We start from the raw sequence: 19,657 nt of genomic DNA, 5'->3' as shown, positions 1-19,657 counted from the left end.
ATGGGCCTTTCGGGGGGAGGGAAGAAAGGCCATCGAGGCAAGCTGGAGCCACAGCAAAGGTGAGCCCTCTCCCCCCTTGCGGTGGAGAGCGGGAGAGAGGGGTGGCCACGAACTCAGTCTGGAGTTTGTGGCCCCCCCTCTCCCTAACCCTCCCCCGCAAGGGGGGAGGGAACGCAGTGTGCGCGGAGAGGCGCCTCAACTCTCCATCGCATTCAGCCGCTGCAACCGATCCTGCATGATCTTCTTCAGATCGTAGCCCGGACGGCGGAAGCTGGCATCACGGGTGGCGAGGAAATCGCGCTGGGTCTTGCGCAGGTCGCCGGCCGAACGGCCTTTCGTAACCTTCAACACCCGCTCATAGGTCTCGGCGATCTGGCGATCGAGCACGCCGAGTTGCGGGTCGGCGCAGATCACCTTCTCGACCTCGCGCTTCGCCGTGGCGCAATCGAACGACGGACCGTTGCCGGAATTCGCCGCGAGCGGACGCAGCGGCTCGGCGCCGAACTTCGCGATCTCCGCGATCACAGTGCGGCGGCCATTGGCCGCGTTCTCGTTGCCGGGATCGAGCTTCAGCGCCGTCTCGTAATCGGCTAGCGCCTTCTTGCGCTCGCCCATCTTCTTGTAGAGCACGGCGCGGTTGTCGTAGGTCTGCGCGAAATTCGGATCGATCTTCAGCGCGGATTCGTAGTCGTTGAGCGCCGCGCCAAGCTCGCCCTTGAGCTGGTAGGAATCGCCGCGGTTGGTGAAGAAGTTCGGCCGCGGCGCCAGCCGCAGCGCCTGGTCGTAATCCGCGATCGCCTTGTCGTACTCACCCATCGCGGCCAGTACCAGGCCACGATTGTCGTAATATTCGGGGACCTTCGGATCGAGCCTGATCGCCTCGCCGTCATCGGCGACCGCCTTGTCGAGCTGGCCGAGCTTCTTGTAGGCCGCGCCGCGATTGGTGTAGGCGCGCGGCCGGTTCGGATCGAGCCGCAGCGCCTCGCTGAGATCGCGGATCGCCTTCTCGTTGTCGCCGCCGAGATAATAGTTCACGCCGCGGTCGGACCAGGCCTGCGCATCATCCGGCTTCAGCTTGATCGCCTGATCGTAATCGGCGAGCGCGCGGTCGAGCCGGCGCTGATTGGTGTAGACGACGCCGCGCAGCTCGTAGGCTTCCGCGTCCCGCGGATCGAGTGCGATGGCCTTGCTGAGATCAGCCGCGGCGCGATTGAGATCGCCGCCGGCCTCGCGCAGCAAATCGCCGCGCAGGCGCCATGCCTTTGCATTCCTGCCGTCCAGCGCGATGGCGCGGTCGATATCCCGCAGCGCCTGCGTGAGGCCGCCTGAGGTTCGCGCATTGGCGTCGGCGCGCACCAACAGCGCGGCCGCACGGTCGGAGCTCGAATTGGCGGTTTGGTCGATGATAGCGCCGCACGCCGTGATCAGTTCGGCAGGAACGGTCTTGCTGCCCATCACGCAATCGACGGCAGCAGAGGCCGGGGCGGCGAGGACAAGGCTCATCGCAGTGCAGAGCAGCAAGGCGCGAAGCGGGACTTTGGCAAACGGGAACATTTGCGCGGAAGAACGCGTGCCGCACATCAGGAAGACTCCGTGACATCAGGTTTTCACCATTGTCGCGGCGGGCAAGGATTGGGTTCAATTCGGGCCTGTCAGGGACGCTCGGGAGCATCACTCCCTCGCCCCGCTTGCGGGGAGAGGGTGGGGTGGGGGGGACTCTCCGCGGAGACGGTGACGATGAGGACTCGCGGAGAGTCCCCCTCACCCGGAATTCAAGCTTCGCTCGAATTCCGGCCTCTCCCCGCACGCGGGGAGAGGCGAAGACCGCCTCAATACCCGTCCACCCCGTTGATCCGCTGCAAGCGTTCCTGCATCGCCTTCTTGAGATCGTACCCGGCTCGCCCATAACCGGCATTGCGGCGGGCAATGAATTCGTCCTGCTCGCGCTGAAGCGCCTTGGCTTCCGCAGGACTGCGCGCCTCCCAGATCACGCGGGCATTCGACGCAAAAATCTCCCGATCGAGATCGGCGAGCTCGCGGTTGGCGCAGATGGCCTTCTCGACGGCCCGGGCCGCACTCCTGCAATTGAAGCTGGGCTTGCCGGCCACCGCCATCTGCGCGCCGATCCGCTCGAGCTCGCGCGCCATCGCCTTGTGGTTGGCCTTGGCCTTCTCGTGGTTCGGATCGATCTTCAGCGCGGCGCCAAAATCCTGCACCGCCTTCGGCTTGTCGCCCTTCTTCAGCCAGAGCTCGCCGCGGGCGTTGAAGAGGTCGGCCAGGGTCGGATCGAGCTGAAGGGCGCGGCTGTCGTCGGCGATCGCACGGTCGACCTGGTCATGTCGCGCATAGAGCGCGCCGCGCGCGACCAGCGCCTTGACCAGGTCCGCCTTGGCGGTCTTCTCGTTGTCGATGACGGAAGCGCAGGCGGAGCCGGCCTTGTCCATGTCGTCGGCGGCAGCAGCAGCGAGGCACGGCGCGACGTCGACCTGCACGACGGCGGCGGGCTCACCCCCGGTCGCGGCATGGGCCGCTCCGAGCGAAAGCGCACAGAGCGCCACCGCACCGGACAATCGAATGAGATTTTGAGAACGCATGAAAGTCTTGGCTTTGGTCTTGGCTTGAGCCTTGCCTTGAAGGCGCACTATCCATCATACGGCCGGATTGGTGCTAGCTTGTGGCACAGCCAAAATCGGTTTCGGGGATCAACGTGTCGACATTCGAATGGATCATCGTGCTTCTGCTCGGCGCCGTTGCATTATCGGCGCTGGCGCGGCGGATCAAGGTCCCCTACCCGACCTTTCTCGCCATCGGCGGCGCGCTGATCGCCTTCGTTCCGAACAGCCCGTCCTGGACGCTCGAACCCGACCTCGCCTTGGCACTTTTTGTCGCACCGGTGCTGATGGATGCCGCCTTCGACACCTCGCTGCGCGATCTCCGCAACAACTGGGTTCCGGTCTCGACCCTGGTGGTGGCCGCGGTCGGCCTGACCACGGTCGGCGTGGCCTTCGTCGCGCACCGGCTGATGCCTGACATGCCCTGGGCCGCCGCCATTGCGCTCGGCGCCATCGTGGCACCGCCGGATGCCGCAGCCGCGGTTGCGATCCTGAGCCAGGTGAAGCTGCCCTATCGCATGGTGAAGGTCCTGGAAGGCGAGAGCCTGCTCAACGACGCCAGCGCGCTTCTGATCTATCGCATCGCGGTCGGCGCTGTCGTCATGGAGCATTTGAAATGGAGCGAGGTCGCGCCGACGATTGCACTCGGGCTGGTCGGCAGCGTCCTCGCCGGTCTTTTGGCCGGGCGCATCATCCCGCTGTTCCTGGAACGCGTGAAGGAAGCGCCGAGCGCGATCATCGTGCAGTTCGCCACCACCTTCATGGTCTGGATCGCAGCCGAGCATCTCGGCCTCTCCGGCATCCTCACCATCGTCGTCTACGCCATCACCGTCGCGCGCACGGCGGGGGCGCGCATGCCGGCGCGGCTGCGGGTGCCGTCCTATGCGGTCTGGGAAACCATGGTGTTCGTGCTCAACGTGCTCGCCTTCATGCTGATCGGCATGCAGATGCGGCCGATCTGGACGCGGCTCGACGCGGAGGTGCGCTGGGAATATTGCGTGGCTGCCGCCTGGATCCTGCTCACGGTGGTGCTGGTGCGGCTTGCCTGGATCACGTTCTACCGCACCACGCTGCGCGTCCTGATCGTGAACGGTCTCTATCATCCGAAGGATCCCAAGCAGGTTGCCTCGCCAAAGGGCGGCCTCATCATCTCATGGTGCGGCATGCGCGGTCTCGTCACGCTCGCCACCGCCTTCGCCCTGCCGGAAAACTTCCCCCATCGCGACTTCATCGTCTTCATCGCCTTTGCGGTGGTGCTGGGCTCGCTGGTCATCCAGGGCCTGACGCTGCGGCCGCTGATCCTCGCCTTCGGCCTCAAGGACGACGATCCCGTCGGTATCGAGGTCGCGCGCGCCCGCGCGATCGCCTATCGCGCCGCACTCGATGCGATCGAGGACGATCCGTCGGAGGAAGCGGAAATCCTGCGGCTCGAATACCGCGCCATCCTGATGCAGGCCGACGACGACCCGCACGGCGGCATCGCCAGCGGCGAGTTACCCGCCGATCCCCTGCGCCGCCGCGCCATCGAAGCCGCGCGCAAATCGATCCTCGGCCTTCGCGATACCGAAGTGATCGGCGACGATGCGTTTCACCGGATCGAGGAAGAGCTCGATCGCGCAGAATTGAGCGCGGGCGGATAGGTCCGCAAACGCCGCCGTCGTCCCGGACAAGCGAAGCGCCGATCCGGGACGACAGCGGACTATGAGGCGCCTTAAGCCCCCGCCTTGCACGTGATCCCGCCGTCGACCACCAGCTCGATCCCCGTCACATATTTCGACTCGTCCGACGCCAGGAACAGCGCGGCGTTGGCGACGTCCCAGGCCTCGCCCATGTGCCCCATCGGCACCTGCGCATCGCGGGCGCGCCACATCGCCTCGACGTCGCCCTTGGCGTAGCTGTTCGCAAGACCTGCGGAATGCTCCACCATCGGCGTCTTCATCAGGCCGGGCAGGATTGCGTTCACCCGCACATGGTTCTTCGCGAACTCGATCGCGGTGGAGCGCGTCAGCTGGTTCATCGCCGCTTTGCTGGCGTTGTAGCTGACATAGGAAATCCCGACATGCCGGATCGAGGCGATCGAGGAGATGTTGATGATCGAGCCGCCGCCCTGCTTCACCATCACGGGGACGACGTGCTTCATGGCGAGATAGGCACTCTTGAGGTTGACAGTGAAGACGCGGTCCCAGCTCTCCTCAGTGACCTCGACCACGCTGCCCATCTCGGCGATGCCGACATTGTTGTCGAGCACGTCGATGCGGCCATAGGCCTTCAGGCACGCCGCCACCATCGCCTCGATCTCGCTCGCGCGCGAGACGTCCGCGGTGAACGCCGTCGCCTTGCCGCCCTCACCGGTGATGATCTTCGCAGTCTCCTCGGCTGCAGCACCGTTGCGGTCGACGCAAAACACCTGCGCGCCCTCGCGCGCGAAGGTCACGGCGGTCGCCTTGCCGTTGCCCCAGCCCGGCCCGATCGAGCCGGCGCCCACCACCATCGCAACCTTGCCCTTGAGCCGATCCATCGCGTTTCTCCCGTGTTGTTGTTCTTGTAGCCCGGATGGAGCGCAGCGTAATCCGGGGCGACTGTTCCCGGATTGCGCTTCGCTTCATCCGGGCTACGGATCGTTACAGACTTTCATCGTCGTAACGTTAGCACCAATGGGATGCCCGACAATCTCCGACAACGTCCGGCAGCTTCCATCATGGCATAACCGCCATTCCCCGGCCGCGCCGGAATTGCCGAGCACGACCTCCGGCATCGGCGCGCGCGCGGGCCTCCATCGAAACCAGCCGTCGACCAGTCGCGCCTCGGGCGGCGGCTCCATGCCGGGCCCGGTGCCCTTGACCCGCGCCTGCACCAATTCGAGGCCGGCAGGTGTGACGCGCCAGTCCTCCTGCCAATCGACCTTCGCAATCGAATGCGTCCACACCAGCGTGAAGGCGGAAAGCGCGAGCGCTTTCACGCCACCCGCTGTGGCGAAGCAGAGGCTCACACCGCCTCGATCACTGCCGGCGGACGCTGCCGCCACTGCCACAGCACGAGTGCGGCGGAGAGCGTGAAGCCCGCGGTGTCGCTGAGCGGGAAGTCGCCGAGCAGGCAGAGCGCGGCGCCGAGCGCGAGGACACGTTCGAGCAGCGTCATGCGCGTGAACAGGAAGCCGATCGCGACCATGCCGAACAGGCCGATTGCCACCAGCGCCTTCAGGGCCGCGAGCGCCACCGCGCCGTAGAAGCCGAGCTTTGCCGCCATGGGATCGCCGGCCTGGAGCATCAGCGCCGGCGAATAGACGAAGATGAAGGGGATGACGTAGCCGGCGAGCGCGATGCGCATCGCCTCCCAGCCGATCTTGTCCGGGTTCTCCTTCGCAATCGGCGCTGCCGCGAGTGCTGCGAGTGCCACCGGCGGCGAGAGATCGGCCATGATGCCGTAATAGAACGCGAACATGTGGCTCGCGATCAAGGGCACGCCGAGCTTCGCCAGCGCCGGCGCGGCGAGCGCGGCGGTGATGATGTAGGTCGGGATGGTCGGAATGCCTGTGCCGAGCAGGATCGACAGCAGCATGGTCATGATCAGCGCCAGGAACAGGCTCTTCTCGCCGAGCCCGATCACCCAGCTGCCAAAAATGGTGCCGACGCCGGTCTGCGACATCATGCCGATGATGACGCCGACGATGGCGCAGGCCATCCCGACGGTGATGGCGGACTTGGCGCTTTCGGCCAGCGCGTCGCGGCACTCGCGCAGGGCCTTGAACCCGCCACGGATGAAAGCCGTGATCACGATCAGGCCGACGACGACGCTCGCGACCGGCACGATCTGGAGGCCGTCGCGCGACAGCGCGGCGACGACCAGCGCGAGCCCGATCCAGAAGATGGAGCGGATCACCATCGACGAGGCGCCGGCCGTGATGCTGGCACCGAGGATCAGCGTCACCGTCAGTGCGAGGCCCATGCTGCCGGCATAGAGCGGCGTAAAGCCCTCGAACAGCATGTAGACGAGAGCGGCGAGCGGCAGCACGAGGTACCAGCGCGTCACCAGCGCCTTCCAGGCGCTCGGGATTTCCGAGCGCTTCATGCCGACGAGACCGTGCTTGCCGGCCTCCAGATGCACCATCCAGAATGCGGACGCGAAATAGAGGATGGCGGGGATCGCCGCCGCCTTGACGATTTCCGAGTACTGGACGCCGAGCGTCTCCGCCATGATGAAGGCGACCGCGCCCATCACCGGCGGCATGATCTGGCCGCCCATCGAGGCCGTCGCCTCGACACCGGCGGCAAAGGCGCGGCGATAGCCGAACTTGATCATCAGCGGAATCGTGAACTGGCCGACGGTGACGACGTTGGCGACGCCGGAGCCGGAGATCGTGCCCATCATGCCCGAGGCGAACACCGCGACCTTGGCAGGCCCCCCACGCGTGCGGCCGAACAGGCCGAGCGAGACATCGGTGAACAGCTGGATCATGCCGGCGCGCTCCAGGAACGAGCCAAACAGGATGAACAGGAAGATGTAGGTCGCCGACACGTAGATCGGCACGCCGTAAAAGCCTTCGGTGCCGAACGACAGATGCGTGACGATCTGGTCGAAATCATAGCCGCGATGGTTGAGCGGCGACGGCAGGTATTGCCCGAAGAACCAGTAGACGAGACACGCGCCGCACATCAGCGGCAGCGCCGCGCCCATCAGACGCCGCGTGCCCTCGAAGATCAGCACCGCAAGCAGCGTGCCGACCGCGAGATCGAGCCGCGTCGGATCGCCGTCGCGCGCGATCAAATCGGCGTAGAAGATCCACTGATAGAGGCCGCAGAAGAAGCCGGCGCCACCGATAACCCAGCCGAGCGCACGACCAAAGTCGCTCTTCGCCGTAAAATTGGCGATCAGGCCGAAGGTGAGGAGTACGAGAAAGCCGACATGGACGCCGCGCACCACCTGGCTCGGCAGATAGTTGAAGGCCGCGACATAGAGCTGGAAGGTCGCAAAGGCGATGCCGATCCAGTAGGCGAGTTGGCCCCACCAACCCGGACCAAAACCTTCCGGAAAGCCATGCTCGAAATTGTCGAATTCAACCTTGATGGGCGCTTCGGTGCCCTGTGCTTTTTCCAACATTTCAAATCGCCCCAGTCCACCTGCAAAATTTATAGCATTGGCACGGCTCATCCGAACCGTCATGTCCGGGCTTGTCCCGGGCATCCACGGACTTGCTCGCCTAGCCTTAGAACGTGGATGGCCGGGACATCTACGCGAAGACGCGCTTCGCGCTTTTGCCCGGCCATGACGTCCGATAACGAAAGCTGACTACTTGATCAGCCCTTTTTCCTTGTAATAGCGGATCGCACCGGGGTGCAGCGGAACCGGGCTGCCGGTGGCGGCCGTCTCGAGCTTGATCTCCTTGCCCGCGGCATGGGCGTTCTGCAATTCGGGCAGCGACTCGAAGATCAGCTTGGTCATCTGATAGGCGAGGTCGTCCGACACCGCGGAGCTCGTCACGAGATAGTTGACTACGGCCGCGGTCGGCACGTCCTTGTCCTGGCCGGTATAGGTATTGGCCGGAATGATTGCCGAGATGAAGGGCGGGCCGATCTTGTCGATGGTCTCCTTCGGCACCGACACCACGGTGATCGAGGCCGAGCTCGAGAGATCCTTCAGCGAGGCGACGCCAAGGCCGGCCGATTGAAGCGTCGCGCCGAGCTGGCGGTTCTTCATGAGGTCGACGGATTCGGCGAACGGCAGATATTCGACCTTGCCGAGGTCCTTATAGGTCATACCTGCGGCCGCGAGGATCGCGCGGGAATTGAGCTCGGTGCCCGACTTCGGCGCGCCGACCGACAGGCTCTTGCCCTTGAGGTCTGCGAGCGTCTTGATGCCCGATTCGGCGGTCGCGACAATCTGGATGTAGTTCGGATAGATCGCGCCGATGGTGCGCAGCTTGTCCAGCTTGGACTTGAAGCCGGCTTCCTCGTCGCCCTCCCAGGCGGCCTTGAGCGAGTCACCCAGCGTGAACGCAATTTCACCGCGGCCCTGCTGGAGCAGGATGAGATTCTCGACCGACGCCTTGGTGGCCTGCACCTGCGTCTTCACGTTCGGAATCTTGTCGCCGTAGATCTTTCCGATCGCGACCCCGAGCGGATAGTAGACGCCGGAGGTGCCCCCGGTCAGCACGTTGATGAAGGATTGCGCATGCGCGCAAGGTGCCGACGCCGCCAGGGCAAGAGCCGCGGCCGCGCCGAAAATCGTCCGTTTCATGGTTGTTGTACTCCCCAAACCGGCCGGGAAATTGGCCGGATGGGGGAAGCGGGTCAACCCATCCAAAAGTCACAACAGGACTGCGGTAAACGGCTGACCCGGCTCGACTTTCAGGGAACCCGCGGGTGCGGCGAGGTGGCGCAGTCAGGGTCTGGCGCGTGTCTCGCCGTCGCCGGCAATCGATACTGGCAAGCCCCTTACTGAAAGGTCATGTCCAGGCACTTGGAGATGTCGGAGCCGAGGCCGGAGGAGATGATGATGCAGCCGCGCACCTTCTGCGCGGTGACGTCGGCGGCCCAGACCGAGTAGCCGCCGGGGCCGAAGAACGAGTTGGTGTTCGGCGGTTCGGTCTCGGTCGCGTCGAAATCGTATTTGCCGTCGGTCTCGAAGATGCGCGGCTTCTTGGTACAACCGCCGTCGGTCTGGACGTTGATGACTTCCTTGTTGTCGCGGGTCAGCGCGAGCGAGACCTGGCAGCGGAAATATTCCGAGGTCTTGGTATTGAACAGGTAAGTGTAGGACTTGCAGGTCGCGGTGTTCAGCTTGCCCGGGGCGAGGCCACGGCTGCACGAAATCCGCTGGTTGTGGCTGAGCTGGTAGTCATCCGCCCGGGCGTCGGGCGCCAGCGCCGTCACCAACAGCGCGGCGGCTGAGCAGGCTTTCACGACATGGTTCATCCGAATCATCCCCCTACCAATATTTTTGTCGAATTGCGTTCTAGACTGAAAGCGGAACATAGTCGCGCGGGGACCAAGGGAAAATCACAAACTGCTGGGCAGGACGTGATGCGCTGCGGCGCTTTCGCAAATTGACCTGTAAACGCCGTTCGTGATTTGTTCAAGACGGCAACCCCAACGATGGGGAGGATGGGACGATGGCATTTTCAACGAAGACATTTGCACTTGCACTCACAGCAGCGCTCGGCGCGTTCAGCGCACCCGCATTGGCGCAGACCGCGGCAACGCCCTGGGAGCTCAAGCCCGACACCGGCTATGCCTATGACAAGGAAGGCAAGACCTTCTCCTACAAGATGGGCACCAGCAACGCCGGTGAACTCCTGAAGGGCGCCAAGAAGGTGCCGAAAGGCACGCTGTTCTTCATCGGCCACAACGGCCAGCTCTACATGCGCAGCGGCCCGTATCTCGAAGGCGACGGCAAGTTCAAGTTCGGGTCGGATCAGTAGGGGCGACGACGCCGCCACACACTCGGTCATCACCCGCGAAAGCGGGTGATCCAGTATTCCAGAGGCCGTCGTGATTCAATCCAGAGGCTGCGGCGTACTGGATGCCCCGGTCAAGCCGGGGCATGACAGCGGAGGATGTGGCAGCGAGGACTAAAACGCCCCCGCCAGCTCCCGTGCGCCGGCATTGTTGCTGTTACTGTCCATCCGCGTGTCCGTCACCGCCAGCAGCTTGGCCACCGTGTTGTGTCGGATCGCGACCGGGTTGCGCTCGTAGCCGCCGCGCTGGAAGAAGTTCGAGGTCGGCACCTGCTCGCGCATCGCCTGCGGCATCGTCACCATGTCGAGACCGGTGCCGTCGCCGGTGAGGTTCATCATCTCGAGCTCGGCGGCGGTGAGCGGCCGGGTGTAGCCCTTGGCGCGCGCGAACAGCACCGAAGTCAAAAGCTTATGGGTTTGCAGCATCGGGCCGATATCGATGTCCAGCACCATGGCATGCATGGCCCAGCCCTGCGCGGTGTTGCCGATCTTCTCGTGCTCCGACCAGGTGTCGGGCACCGACTTCGCCTGCGCCACCATCTTCTTCAGAACGGCAAGCTTGTGCTCGAGTGGCTGGCGCGTCGGCCCGGACGTCCGCGCCACCTTGTCGGAAAGCGCACGGATGAGTTCATGCCCCTGCTCGGCCAGCAGCTCGACGCTGTTGGTGGTCAGGAGCTGGTTGTAGCCCATCGCGGTCGAGATCGCGCGCTTGCCGCCATGCTCAATACCCGCCTGCACGTCGTAATTGCCGGTGCCGCCGGTCTCGAACGAATAGACCCGCACCGCCTGCTCGCGCGTCACCCCGGAGGCGAGCGCGTAGCGAGCATAGGCGCGCTTGAACTCGACCTCGCTGGACGGCCGCTGCGGCGTGAACTGATAGAGCTCCCGCGCCGCCTGCAGGAGATCGGCGACCACCGGTATCGGCTTTCTGGTCGGACGATCCGGCGTTTCCTCCGGCTCCGGATTCACCGGCCGCTTCGGCCCATTATAGAGCGGCGGATGCTCCAGCACGTAATCATCAAGCATCACCTGCTGTCCGCTGCGCCGCTTGGCGTTGCGGCCTTTCCGCTTCTCGGAGATCTGGCTCCAATAGGCACCCGCCTCCTCGTCGAAGGCCGCGCGCGCCGCCTGATATTCCTGCAGCTTGCGGCGATATTCGAGCACGGCCGGCGACGCCCCACCCTGCGCAAAGAACTGCGACAAGAGCTGGGCCTTGGCATCGCGGACGGCCGGCGGCAGCGCGTCGGCCTCGCCGCCTCGCGCAACGGGCGCGAGCAGGACGAGCGCGAATGGAACCAGCGCGAGATGTTTTCGAATCGAATGATGCATGCTGCCCTCTTAGCAGGCATCCGGTAACCGTCACGTTAACGCGCCGTTTACCATCGTCACTTCCAGGCGAACACCGGCTGTTCCAGCTCGGTGACGCGGGTGTGACGCCCCGCCAGCACCTCGCGGAACTGGTAGATCAGCGCCGCGGTCGGCGCGTGAATCAGGCTCGTCTCGTGATGGAAGCGGATCACGCGGCGGGAGCTTTCGGGAATCGCGATGAAGTCGAACGCGTCTTCGCGCTCGATCATGGCGAGCGCGATGCGGTGGACCGAGGCGACCTCATCCGGGTTCGGCCGGATCGCGGCACTGTCGGCCGTCCAGACCACCACGGGCGTGATCAGATAGCCGGAGCGGGTCGGATAATCGTCGAGCGTGCCGAGCACCTCCGCGTGCGAGAGGCGGAGGCCAAGCTCCTCATCAAGCTCGCGCAGCGCCGCTTCGACCGGGGTCTCGCCGGCATCGCAGCGACCGCCCGGCAAGGCCCATTGGCCGCGATGGGCGCGCAGGTGTGACGCGCGCAGCGTGAGCAGGAATGCGGTGTCATCGCCGTCACTCGTCGCGGTCAGCGCGACCGCCACCGCGGCGCGCTTCAATACGGCCGGCGCATCGTCCTCCGGCAGCCGCGTGAAGGCCGCGCAGGCAGCCGCGATATTCCGCCGTGTGGCATCGTCGAACGGTCTCATGATGCTTGACTACACCACGTCCGGCCCCGATGAAATGAGATCGCAAGGCCCGCGCAGCAATGGACGACCACATGACCAACAAGGCCGCCGCAAGGCTCAAATCGGACGGCTGGAGCATCCTGGAGACCACGGGCTTCATGCACCTGATCGGCCCGTTGTGGGAGCGCAAGGTCGACGGCCATTACGAATTCGCGCTCGCCACCGAGGACAAGCACCACAATCGCCGCGGCATGGTCCAGGGCGGCGTGATGATGACGTTCGCGGACCGCACCTGCGGCATGACCGCCCGCTACGTTTCCGGCAAGGAGTTCATGGCGACGGTGCAGCTCGACACCCATTTCGTCGAGGCCGGCCAGATCGGCTACATCCTGATCTCCCGTCCGCGCGTGGTGCGCTCGACGCGCAGCCTCATCTTCATGAGCACGGAAGTGACGGTGGATGGCCGCTGCATCGTGATGGCGAATGGCGTGTTCAAGATCATGAAGGGGCCGGCATAGGCGTGCGGTCATACTGCCGCCGTTGCTAGCCACACCCACCACTGGGTCGCCCGGCTTGACCGGGCGACCCAGTACGCCGCAGCCTCTCGGCTCAATCACAGCCGTCTCTGGGATACTGGATCGCCCGCCTTCGCGGGCGATGACAGCTGAGAGTGCGGCAAGCGCCCTCCCCAACCTCGTCATTGCGAGCGAAGCGAAGCAATCCAGTATCTCACCGCGGACGCATCTCTGGATTGCTTCGCTGCGCTCGCAATGACGGCGGTAGCTAGCTATGCTGCTCTCCATCAAAATATCGAGGACCCGCCCATGCAATACCGCCAGCTCGGCCGCACCGGCCTGAAAGTCTCGCCGATCTGTCTGGGCACCATGATGTTCGGCGGGCCGACCGATGAAGCCGCATCAAATCGGATCATCGCCAAGGCGCATGAGGCCGGGATCAATTTCATCGACACGGCGGATGCCTATTCGAAGGGCGCATCCGAGGAGGTCGTCGGCCGCGCCATCGGCAACAACCGTCACGCCTGGGTGCTCGCCACGAAACTCGCCAACCCCATGAACACTGGTATGGGCGACGATCCCAACCGTGTCGGCCTGTCGCGGCGCTGGGTGTTGCAGGCCGCCGACGAGAGCCTGAAGCGGCTCGGCACCGACCACATCGACATCTACTATCTGCACAAGGAAGACCATGCGACACCGCTGGAGGAGACGGTGCGCGCGATGGGCGATCTGATCCGGGCCGGCAAGGTGCGCTATTTCGGCGTCTCGAACTACCGCGCCTGGCGCGTCGCCGAGATCTGCAACATCTGCGACCGGCTCGGCATCGACCGTCCCGCGGTGAGCCAGCCTTATTACAACGCGATGAACCGCATGCCGGAGGTCGAGCATTTTCCGGCCTGCTCCTACTACGGCCTCGGCATCGTGCCCTACAGCCCGCTGGCGCGCGGCGTGCTCACCGGCAAGTACAAGCCCGACGCAGCGCCGGACAAGGAGACACGCGCCGGCCGCAACGACACCCGCATGATGCAGACGGAATGGCGGCCGGAATCGCTCCAGCTCGCGCAGGAGATCAAGACCCACGCCGAGAAGAAAGGCATCACCGCCGGCCAGTTCGCGGTCGCCTGGGTGCTGAACTCCGCCTTCGTCAGCTCGATCGTCGCAGGCCCCCGCACCGAGGAGCAGTGGGACGGCTACATCGGCGCGCTCGACTACCGCTTCACTGGGGATGACGAGGCGCTGATCGACAGGCTGGTCGTGCCGGGCCATCCCTCGACGCCGGGCTACAACGACCCCGCCTATCCGATCGAGGGACGCCGCGCGCGGACAGCTTGAGAGCTGAAGACGATGACGGCGCACGAAGACCGCTACGGCCTGCCGCTCTCCACCTCTTCCGATGAGGCGGCAAGCGCCTATCGCGAAGGCGTCGATCTCATGCTGGCCGGCTGGACCGGCACGGCGGAGGCGCTGGAACGCGCGATTGCGGCCGATCCGGATTTCGCGCTGCCCCATATCGCCCGCGCCCGCGTGCATGCCTTCTATCAGCAGGGCGACCTCGCGCGGCAGAAGGCGGCAGTGGCACGCGAACGCGTCGCCAAGCGCGGCACGGAGCGCGAGCGCTCGCATGTCGAGACGCTGGCGCTTGCGATCGAGGGACGGCTGCCCGAAGCCATCGCATCGACGCTGAAACACGTCGACGCATGGCCGCGCGACGCCGTGGTGCTGTCGCTGCCGCTCGGCGCGTTCGGTCTCTTTGCGTTCTCCGGCATGCCCGATCACGACCGCGCCCGGCACGAGCTGTGCGAGCGCGTCGCGCAGCATTATGGCGAGGACTGGTGGTTTCTCACCATGTCCGGCTGGGCGATGACGGAGAATGGCGACGTCGCGCGCGGCCGCGGCGTCACCGAACGTGGTTTTGACCTGCGCCGTCAGAACGCCCACGCCGCGCACGCCGTGCTGCATGCGATGTTCGAGGACGGCTCGATCGAGGCGGCTGACCGTCTCGTCGACGAATGGATCCCCTCCTACGACCGCACCGGCATCCTGCACGGCCATATTCGCTGGCATCAGGCGCTCGGCGCGCTCGAACACGGCGATGCCGCCCGCGCGCTTGCGATCTATGCCGACGTGCTTCAGCCCTCCGCCACGCAGGCGCCGCCGCTCAACGTCATCACCGACAGCGCCTCGCTGCTCTGGCGCCTGTCGGCTTACGGCCACGCCGTGCCGGAGGCACTCTGGCTCGAGGCCGACGCAACCGCGCAAAAACTGTTTCCGAAATCGAGCCTGCCCTTTGCCGACGTCCACATGGCGCTGTTCGCTGCGGCGACGCAGAACCAGGGAGCGCTGGCCGCGCGCCTTGCGGCGATCGAGCAGCGGCTCGGCGACGGCAAGCTGCCGGCCGGTCCCGTGGTGCCGGCGATCTGCCGTGCGCTCGCGGCCTTTGCCCGCGAGGATTACACCTCATGCGTGCGAACGCTCGCGCCCGTCCTCGGCGAGGTCGTTCGCATCGGCGGCAGCCATGCCCAGCGCGAACTGATCGAGGATACCTACATCGTCGCGCTCATGCGCAGCGGCGAGCTGCCCCGCGCCCGCGCGCTGCTCGACGCCCGCCTGCACCGCCGGCCCTCCCTTCGCGACGCGCGCTGGCAGGCGGCGACGGGCTAGCTCTGCCACGAAAAAAACATCGGTCTGGCAGCAAGTGGCCTGCTAGGACGGGATGGGGCGATCGGGTGAATCGCCGATGGGTGGTGCGGTGGTATTCCAGTCGGGTTTAGCTGAACAAACGGGTTCGCAACCAATTTGTGGTTCGCTCGTTGTTGAGCGGAACTTTCCCGCCGCCGTGGCCCCCTGGCATACGAGCCTGATGATGCGCCTCCGCCGACCGGTCCTCGCCGCGGCCCTCGCGATTCTCGCAAGCCCTTGTTTTGCCGAGTCTTCCGCGCCCATCCCCATCAACAACCCGCCGGCGCAAAACGCCTTCATCGACCTGCTGGCGCTGATGTCGGGCCACTGCAAGACGCTGAAGGTCGCGGGGCGCACCTTCGCGTGCAAGACGGTGGCTTACGCCCATGGCGACAAGGGCCGGGTCAATTTCGCGGTCGCCGTCGACGATCCCTCCGACGCCAACCACGTCGTGTCGTTCTCCGGCGAGAACGGCCAGCGCGCGGACGACAATTCCTACGAGCTGCGAATCGACCGCATGCTGCTCAATTCCAAGGACCGCCCCAAGGTCGACGGCCTGCCGGTGCCGGCCGAGCAGACCTCGACCGGCGTCTGCCGCCAGACCGGCAATTTCGCCGCAAGGAAGGTCACGGACGTCACCTGCACGGCGACCGACAGCGAGGGCCGCCGATACGAGCTGCTGTTCGTCTCCGACGGCAAGCCGGTGAGCGTGCGCCGCATCCGGCAATCGTCGCCGTCGATCCAGGACCCGTTCAAGTAACGGCATCGCCCGCTGCTGCCGGCATGTATGATCGCGCCATGCTTTGGAGCGATTCATGACGCGCGACCGCCTGTTTCTGCTGCGCCCTGGTTTCGAGGACCCCGCCTTTCCGGGTCAGCGCTTCTATTGCTGGCATTGCGCGCTGATCGAGGGCGTGCTCGCCTCGTTTCCGCAGGTCGCCGAACAGCTCGACGTCGAGCGCATCGCATGGCCGCGCCCAAGGCTGCCGGTGATCGCGCTGGTCGGCGAGGAGAACCAGTCGCTGCCGCTGCTCGTGCTGGCCGACGGGACGACGTCGCCGCACCAGACCGGCAGCCACCAGGGCCGCGCCTTCATCGCGGACAAGGACGCAATCCTCGCCGCGCTCTCCGAACGCCACGGGTTTCCCGATCCGCATCCGTGAAAGAAGATCTCGTAGCCCGGATGGAGCGAAGCGTAATCCGGGGCCCCGAATTCGGTGCCAGACCTTCCCGGATTACGCTTCGCTCCATCCGGGCTACGGACCTTCGTCGCGAAACGAGGGAAGATTGGCATTGTGCGCTATCTCGATCGCCTCGCATAGTTCAGGTCGCAAGCAAGCCTGAAAGCCGCATCCCATGACCAGTCCCCTCCCCGCCCTCATCGTCGTCGACGTCCAGCGCGCGTTCGACGAATGGGAGGCGGCGGGCAAGCGGCGCAACAATCCGGATGCGGTGGCGCGCATCGCCGATCTGCTCGCCGCATTCAGGAAGCGCGGCGCGCCGATCTTCCACATCCGCCACGAGGGCACCAAGCCGACCTCGTCGTTCCTGCCGCAAAACTCCGGCTACGCGGTCAAGGACGAGGCGCGCGAAGCGCCGGGCGAGGCGGTAATCGTCAAGCGCGTCAACAGCGCCTTCATCGGCACCGATCTCGAGACGCGCCTGCGCGCTGGCAACATCACGACGCTGGTGATCTGCGGCGCCACCACCAATCATTGCGTCGAGACGACGACGCGGATGGCCGGCAATCTCGGTTTCGACGCGGGCCTCGTGCGCGATGCGACCTGGACCTTCGACCGGATCGGACCGGATGGCGACAAGCATTCGGCCGAAGAGATTCATGCGATGACGCTGTCGAATCTCAACGGCGAATTCGCGCGCATCGTCGCCGCCGCCGACGTGATCGCTTCGCTCGAAGCGATGCGACAATAGATCGCGCCACATCATTCACACGTCGATCGGGACTCCGTCTGCGTCGTTTCGACGCCCGGACTGGCCGGAACGCACCGGACAGCCATCTGTTGTCACACGACTTCTCAACTGGAGTGATGACATGAAGTATCTCTTTGTCGCGATGGCCGTGGGTGCTGCGGCGCTCGCCGGCGGATCCACGGCCAACGCGGCGGGCAAGGCCAGCGCGAAGCAGAACGCGCAAGCCGGCCAGTCCACCGACATCAGCGCACAGCACAGGCACCACCACCATGGCCATCGCCATCACCAATGGCGTCATCACAACCACGGCTACTATCGCCCGCACTACCGGAGCTACGACCGGAGCTACGGCTATTACCCGCGGCACCACGGCTATTACGGCGGCGGACCGTACGGCTACTATGGTGGCGGAGGTCCCGGCGTGACGTTCAGCTTCGGCGGCGGCCGCTGGTGAGAGATCAGGCCCGCCTTGTGCGGGCCTTTTTTCATCCCCGCAAAATCATCTCCGCCGTCTCCAGCCCGCTCGCCAGCGCCGCCTCGACCGTCCCCATGTCGCGGCCGCGATAGAGCGCTTCGCCTGAGAACAGCACCGGGCCGTCGGCGCGCGCCAGGATCGCCTGGGCCTCGCGCGTCCGCGGCGTCGCCCAGGAATAGGCGCCGCGCGCGAAGGGATCGTGCAGCCAGTTGGTCGCCGCAGCCGCCACGAGATCGCGCGCGATGTCGGCCCGCGACACGCCGAAGATCGCCGCAAGCGAAACGACCCCGGCATCGATCAGCCCTTGCCGATCGAGCTTCGCAAGCTCGGCCGTTCGCGGCCCGCCGAACCAGCCGGTGAGCACGGGATGCTGGTCCGGATGCCGCGTCCACCACACCGGGATCGACTGGTCCGACAGCAGGAAGGTCATGTCCGCAAGGTCTTCGCTTCGCTCGCGCCACCACGGCCGCGCGAACCGCAGCAGGATTTTTATCACGCTGCCGAAGCCGATATCGTCAGCTGCCGCAGCCTTCGCGCGTGCGGGCTCCGGAAGCGCGATCTCGCGCAGCAACGGCAGCGGCACGGTGAGGACCGCGCGATCGCAGCCATGCACGTCGCCGCCGGCACAGCGGACGGCCAGCGCGCCGCCCGTCTCCTCGATCGCTGACACCGCGCAGCCGAAGCGAAACGTCACGCCAAGCCCGCGGCACGCGCTCGCCAGAAAATCGATCAGCGCGCCGTAGCCGCCGACGATGCGCGCCTGGGTGTGATGCCCGCCGTCCATCCATTCCTCGCGCAGCGCCAGCGTCGAGGCGCGCTCGGGGTCGGCGGCGTCATAGCCCTCGACCATGCGCTCGATCGAATAGCGCAGCTGAACATACTCGGGCTCGGCGAAATGACGGCGCAGGAAATCGGCAACCGTGAGATCATCCGTCAATGCCCCCAGCGCGGCTTGAAGCTCTGCCTCGTGCGGATCGTGACGATGTTCGCGCGAGAGCCTCGTGCCGTCAAAGCTCCACTGGGTGCCTTCGATCTCCTGCAGCGACAGTCCCGCCTCGCGCACAAGCTTGCGCGTGACCGGCGCCTCGCCATGCACGAATTCGGCGCCGCCATCGGCGGGGTAGCCGAACTCCGACGCCGGCAGTGGATGGACGCGTCCGCCGCAGCGTTCGCGCGCCTCCAGGATCGTGACCGTCCTGCCCGCACGTGCCAGCTCGCGCGCCGCCATCAGCCCGGCCGCGCCGGCACCGACGATGACGATGTGCTCCAATTGTCCCATGCCGATGCCTTACCTGGGCATCGCTTGCGGGTCGTTCTTGATCAGATAGCGCAGCAGCAGAACGCCACCGCCGAGGTCGCGCGTGCTCTCCAGCGTCATCGCGGCGAGCGGCGCGCGCTTGTCGCTGTCCGCGTCCGTCGAATCGAACACGAAGGGTGCGCCCCTGGCGCCATCGATCGCGGGGCTGAGGATCAGGTTGAATTCGTCGATGAGGCCGGCGCGCAGGAAGGCGCCATTGGCAACGCCGCCGCCCTCCACCAGCAGGCGCTTCACCCCGAGCTCCCGATTGAGGATGTCCAGCGTCAGCGCCAGGTCGATCTCGGACTTGCCGGCGAAGATGTAGGACACACCCTCGCCGCGGAGCCCCGCCAGATGCGAATCCGGCACGCCCTCGGTCAGCACCACCACGATCGGGTCACCGCCGATGTCGGACCGGCCCCAGCCGATCTTGCCCTGCGCATCGAGCACGACGCCGTAGGTTTTCGCATCGCGCCGCGCGAACCAGCTTTGGCGGGGAAATGTCTCGCCCGCCGTTTCGGGATAGGGCTTGCCCTTGGCGAACTCCGAGCCGGTGACGCGGCCGATCACCCAGGCGTCGCCGCCGAGCTCGTCATGGATCTTCTCGAACCAGTCTGTGCTCGCCCCCTTCGGCCGCCAGCGGCTGGGATGCGTGCGGCCGTCCAGGCTGGAGTGCATCAGGCAAATGACGTAGGGCTTCATG

20 protein-coding genes are annotated in these 19,657 nt (G+C 65.6%); 9 read left to right on the top strand and 11 right to left on the bottom strand.

Features of this window, described 5'->3' with window-relative positions; genetic code table 11:
- Positions 1–195: 195 nt before the first annotated feature.
- Together OWC48_RS09755 and OWC48_RS09750 are read right to left on the bottom strand one after the other, a co-directional pair.
- Positions 196–1,581 carry a tetratricopeptide repeat protein gene (locus OWC48_RS09755; protein ID WP_282519790.1) on the bottom strand — a complete coding sequence of 462 codons (1,386 nt, stop codon included), beginning with the start codon at positions 1,579–1,581 and terminating at the stop codon, positions 196–198.
- Between the two features lie 248 nt (positions 1,582–1,829).
- Positions 1,830–2,594 carry a tetratricopeptide repeat protein gene (locus OWC48_RS09750; protein ID WP_282519789.1) on the bottom strand — a complete coding sequence of 255 codons (765 nt, stop codon included), beginning with the start codon at positions 2,592–2,594 and terminating at the stop codon, positions 1,830–1,832.
- Positions 2,595–2,674: 80 nt separating this feature from the next.
- Between OWC48_RS09750 and OWC48_RS09745 the strand changes: the two genes are divergently transcribed.
- Positions 2,675–4,252: a sodium:proton antiporter gene (locus tag OWC48_RS09745; RefSeq protein ID WP_282519788.1), complete on the top strand. Its 1,578-nt coding sequence runs from the start codon at positions 2,675–2,677 to the stop codon at positions 4,250–4,252.
- 71 nt (positions 4,253–4,323) lie between these two features.
- Here the strand turns inward: OWC48_RS09745 and OWC48_RS09740 are convergent, their stop codons facing one another.
- The 5 genes from OWC48_RS09740 to OWC48_RS09720 all read right to left on the bottom strand — a co-directional run bounded on the left by OWC48_RS09740 (position 4,324) and on the right by OWC48_RS09720 (position 9,523).
- On the bottom strand, positions 4,324–5,130 hold the full coding sequence (locus OWC48_RS09740; RefSeq protein WP_282519787.1) for an SDR family NAD(P)-dependent oxidoreductase: 807 nt from the start codon (positions 5,128–5,130) through the stop codon (positions 4,324–4,326).
- Positions 5,131–5,223: 93 nt separating this feature from the next.
- The gene (locus OWC48_RS09735; protein WP_282519786.1) at positions 5,224–5,601 is read right to left on the bottom strand and encodes a DUF1850 domain-containing protein; all 378 of its coding nucleotides are present in this window, start codon (positions 5,599–5,601) and stop codon (positions 5,224–5,226) included.
- Complete coding sequence (locus OWC48_RS09730) at positions 5,598–7,709, bottom strand: TRAP transporter permease (protein ID WP_282519785.1); 2,112 nt, start codon at positions 7,707–7,709, stop codon at positions 5,598–5,600. Before OWC48_RS09730 ends, OWC48_RS09735 begins: the two co-directional genes overlap by 4 nt.
- 189 nt (positions 7,710–7,898) lie before the next feature.
- Positions 7,899–8,846, bottom strand: a complete 948-nt coding sequence (locus OWC48_RS09725) for a TAXI family TRAP transporter solute-binding subunit (RefSeq protein WP_282519784.1) — start codon at positions 8,844–8,846, stop codon at positions 7,899–7,901.
- A gap of 197 nt (positions 8,847–9,043) precedes the next feature.
- A complete protein-coding gene (locus tag OWC48_RS09720; RefSeq protein ID WP_282519783.1) occupies positions 9,044–9,523 on the bottom strand; it encodes a hypothetical protein in 480 nt (159 codons plus the stop codon).
- A 197-nt stretch (positions 9,524–9,720) separates the two neighbouring features.
- Between OWC48_RS09720 and OWC48_RS09715 the strand changes: the two genes are divergently transcribed.
- On the top strand, positions 9,721–10,029 hold the full coding sequence (locus OWC48_RS09715) for a hypothetical protein (RefSeq protein WP_282519782.1): 309 nt from the start codon (positions 9,721–9,723) through the stop codon (positions 10,027–10,029).
- A gap of 150 nt (positions 10,030–10,179) precedes the next feature.
- Here OWC48_RS09715 and OWC48_RS09710 read toward each other — a convergent pair whose 3' ends face one another.
- Positions 10,180–11,394 carry a hypothetical protein gene (locus OWC48_RS09710; RefSeq protein WP_282519781.1) on the bottom strand — a complete coding sequence of 405 codons (1,215 nt, stop codon included), beginning with the start codon at positions 11,392–11,394 and terminating at the stop codon, positions 10,180–10,182.
- A gap of 56 nt (positions 11,395–11,450) precedes the next feature.
- Positions 11,451–12,077 (bottom strand): CoA pyrophosphatase, encoded by a 627-nt coding sequence (locus tag OWC48_RS09705; protein WP_282519780.1) that lies wholly within the window; start codon positions 12,075–12,077, stop codon positions 11,451–11,453.
- Positions 12,078–12,148: 71 nt separating this feature from the next.
- On the opposite strand from OWC48_RS09705, the gene OWC48_RS09700 reads away from it, so the two are divergent.
- The 7 genes from OWC48_RS09700 to OWC48_RS09670 all read left to right on the top strand — a co-directional run bounded on the left by OWC48_RS09700 (position 12,149) and on the right by OWC48_RS09670 (position 17,636).
- Positions 12,149–12,574: a PaaI family thioesterase gene (locus tag OWC48_RS09700; RefSeq protein WP_282519779.1), complete on the top strand. Its 426-nt coding sequence runs from the start codon at positions 12,149–12,151 to the stop codon at positions 12,572–12,574.
- A 306-nt stretch (positions 12,575–12,880) separates the two neighbouring features.
- On the top strand, positions 12,881–13,903 hold the full coding sequence (locus tag OWC48_RS09695; RefSeq protein WP_282519778.1) for an aldo/keto reductase: 1,023 nt from the start codon (positions 12,881–12,883) through the stop codon (positions 13,901–13,903).
- A gap of 12 nt (positions 13,904–13,915) precedes the next feature.
- Positions 13,916–15,232 (top strand): tetratricopeptide repeat protein, encoded by a 1,317-nt coding sequence (locus OWC48_RS09690; RefSeq protein WP_282519777.1) that lies wholly within the window; start codon positions 13,916–13,918, stop codon positions 15,230–15,232.
- A 202-nt stretch (positions 15,233–15,434) separates the two neighbouring features.
- On the top strand, positions 15,435–16,010 hold the full coding sequence (locus OWC48_RS09685; protein WP_282519776.1) for a hypothetical protein: 576 nt from the start codon (positions 15,435–15,437) through the stop codon (positions 16,008–16,010).
- A gap of 55 nt (positions 16,011–16,065) precedes the next feature.
- Positions 16,066–16,413: a DUF3088 domain-containing protein gene (locus OWC48_RS09680; protein ID WP_282519775.1), complete on the top strand. Its 348-nt coding sequence runs from the start codon at positions 16,066–16,068 to the stop codon at positions 16,411–16,413.
- Positions 16,414–16,606: 193 nt separating this feature from the next.
- Positions 16,607–17,182 carry a cysteine hydrolase family protein gene (locus OWC48_RS09675; protein WP_282519774.1) on the top strand — a complete coding sequence of 192 codons (576 nt, stop codon included), beginning with the start codon at positions 16,607–16,609 and terminating at the stop codon, positions 17,180–17,182.
- A 121-nt stretch (positions 17,183–17,303) separates the two neighbouring features.
- Complete coding sequence (locus OWC48_RS09670) at positions 17,304–17,636, top strand: hypothetical protein (RefSeq protein WP_282519773.1); 333 nt, start codon at positions 17,304–17,306, stop codon at positions 17,634–17,636.
- A gap of 31 nt (positions 17,637–17,667) precedes the next feature.
- Here OWC48_RS09670 and OWC48_RS09665 read toward each other — a convergent pair whose 3' ends face one another.
- Positions 17,668–18,936, bottom strand: a complete 1,269-nt coding sequence (locus OWC48_RS09665; RefSeq protein ID WP_282519772.1) for an NAD(P)/FAD-dependent oxidoreductase — start codon at positions 18,934–18,936, stop codon at positions 17,668–17,670.
- Between the two features lie 9 nt (positions 18,937–18,945).
- A complete protein-coding gene (locus OWC48_RS09660; protein WP_282519771.1) occupies positions 18,946–19,656 on the bottom strand; it encodes a dihydrofolate reductase family protein in 711 nt (236 codons plus the stop codon).
- Position 19,657: the final 1 nt, after the last annotated feature.

It is taken from the genome of Bradyrhizobium sp. Arg816, from assembly GCF_029989365.1.
In the GTDB taxonomy this organism is placed as follows: Bacteria; Pseudomonadota; Alphaproteobacteria; order Rhizobiales; family Xanthobacteraceae; genus Bradyrhizobium.
This window is presented reverse-complemented; position numbering and strand designations above follow the sequence as displayed.

Bases quoted from the DNA above. Each gene is read 5' to 3' on its own strand.
- OWC48_RS09755 (WP_282519790.1), bottom strand. From the start codon at position 1,581: ATGTGCGGCACGCGTTCTTCCGCGCAAATGTTCCCGTTTGCCAAAGTC.
- OWC48_RS09750 (WP_282519789.1), bottom strand. From the start codon at position 2,594: ATGCGTTCTCAAAATCTCATTCGATTGTCCGGTGCGGTGGCGCTCTGT.
- OWC48_RS09740 (WP_282519787.1), bottom strand. From the start codon at position 5,130: ATGGATCGGCTCAAGGGCAAGGTTGCGATGGTGGTGGGCGCCGGCTCG.
- OWC48_RS09730 (WP_282519785.1), bottom strand. From the start codon at position 7,709: ATGTTGGAAAAAGCACAGGGCACCGAAGCGCCCATCAAGGTTGAATTC.
- OWC48_RS09725 (WP_282519784.1), bottom strand. From the start codon at position 8,846: ATGAAACGGACGATTTTCGGCGCGGCCGCGGCTCTTGCCCTGGCGGCG.
- OWC48_RS09720 (WP_282519783.1), bottom strand. From the start codon at position 9,523: ATGAACCATGTCGTGAAAGCCTGCTCAGCCGCCGCGCTGTTGGTGACG.
- OWC48_RS09715 (WP_282519782.1), top strand. From the start codon at position 9,721: ATGGCATTTTCAACGAAGACATTTGCACTTGCACTCACAGCAGCGCTC.
- OWC48_RS09710 (WP_282519781.1), bottom strand. From the start codon at position 11,394: ATGCATCATTCGATTCGAAAACATCTCGCGCTGGTTCCATTCGCGCTC.
- OWC48_RS09705 (WP_282519780.1), bottom strand. From the start codon at position 12,077: ATGAGACCGTTCGACGATGCCACACGGCGGAATATCGCGGCTGCCTGC.
- OWC48_RS09700 (WP_282519779.1), top strand. From the start codon at position 12,149: ATGACCAACAAGGCCGCCGCAAGGCTCAAATCGGACGGCTGGAGCATC.
- OWC48_RS09695 (WP_282519778.1), top strand. From the start codon at position 12,881: ATGCAATACCGCCAGCTCGGCCGCACCGGCCTGAAAGTCTCGCCGATC.
- OWC48_RS09690 (WP_282519777.1), top strand. From the start codon at position 13,916: ATGACGGCGCACGAAGACCGCTACGGCCTGCCGCTCTCCACCTCTTCC.
- OWC48_RS09685 (WP_282519776.1), top strand. From the start codon at position 15,435: ATGCGCCTCCGCCGACCGGTCCTCGCCGCGGCCCTCGCGATTCTCGCA.
- OWC48_RS09680 (WP_282519775.1), top strand. From the start codon at position 16,066: ATGACGCGCGACCGCCTGTTTCTGCTGCGCCCTGGTTTCGAGGACCCC.
- OWC48_RS09675 (WP_282519774.1), top strand. From the start codon at position 16,607: ATGACCAGTCCCCTCCCCGCCCTCATCGTCGTCGACGTCCAGCGCGCG.
- OWC48_RS09670 (WP_282519773.1), top strand. From the start codon at position 17,304: ATGAAGTATCTCTTTGTCGCGATGGCCGTGGGTGCTGCGGCGCTCGCC.
- OWC48_RS09665 (WP_282519772.1), bottom strand. From the start codon at position 18,936: ATGGGACAATTGGAGCACATCGTCATCGTCGGTGCCGGCGCGGCCGGG.
- OWC48_RS09660 (WP_282519771.1), bottom strand. From the start codon at position 19,656: ATGAAGCCCTACGTCATTTGCCTGATGCACTCCAGCCTGGACGGCCGC.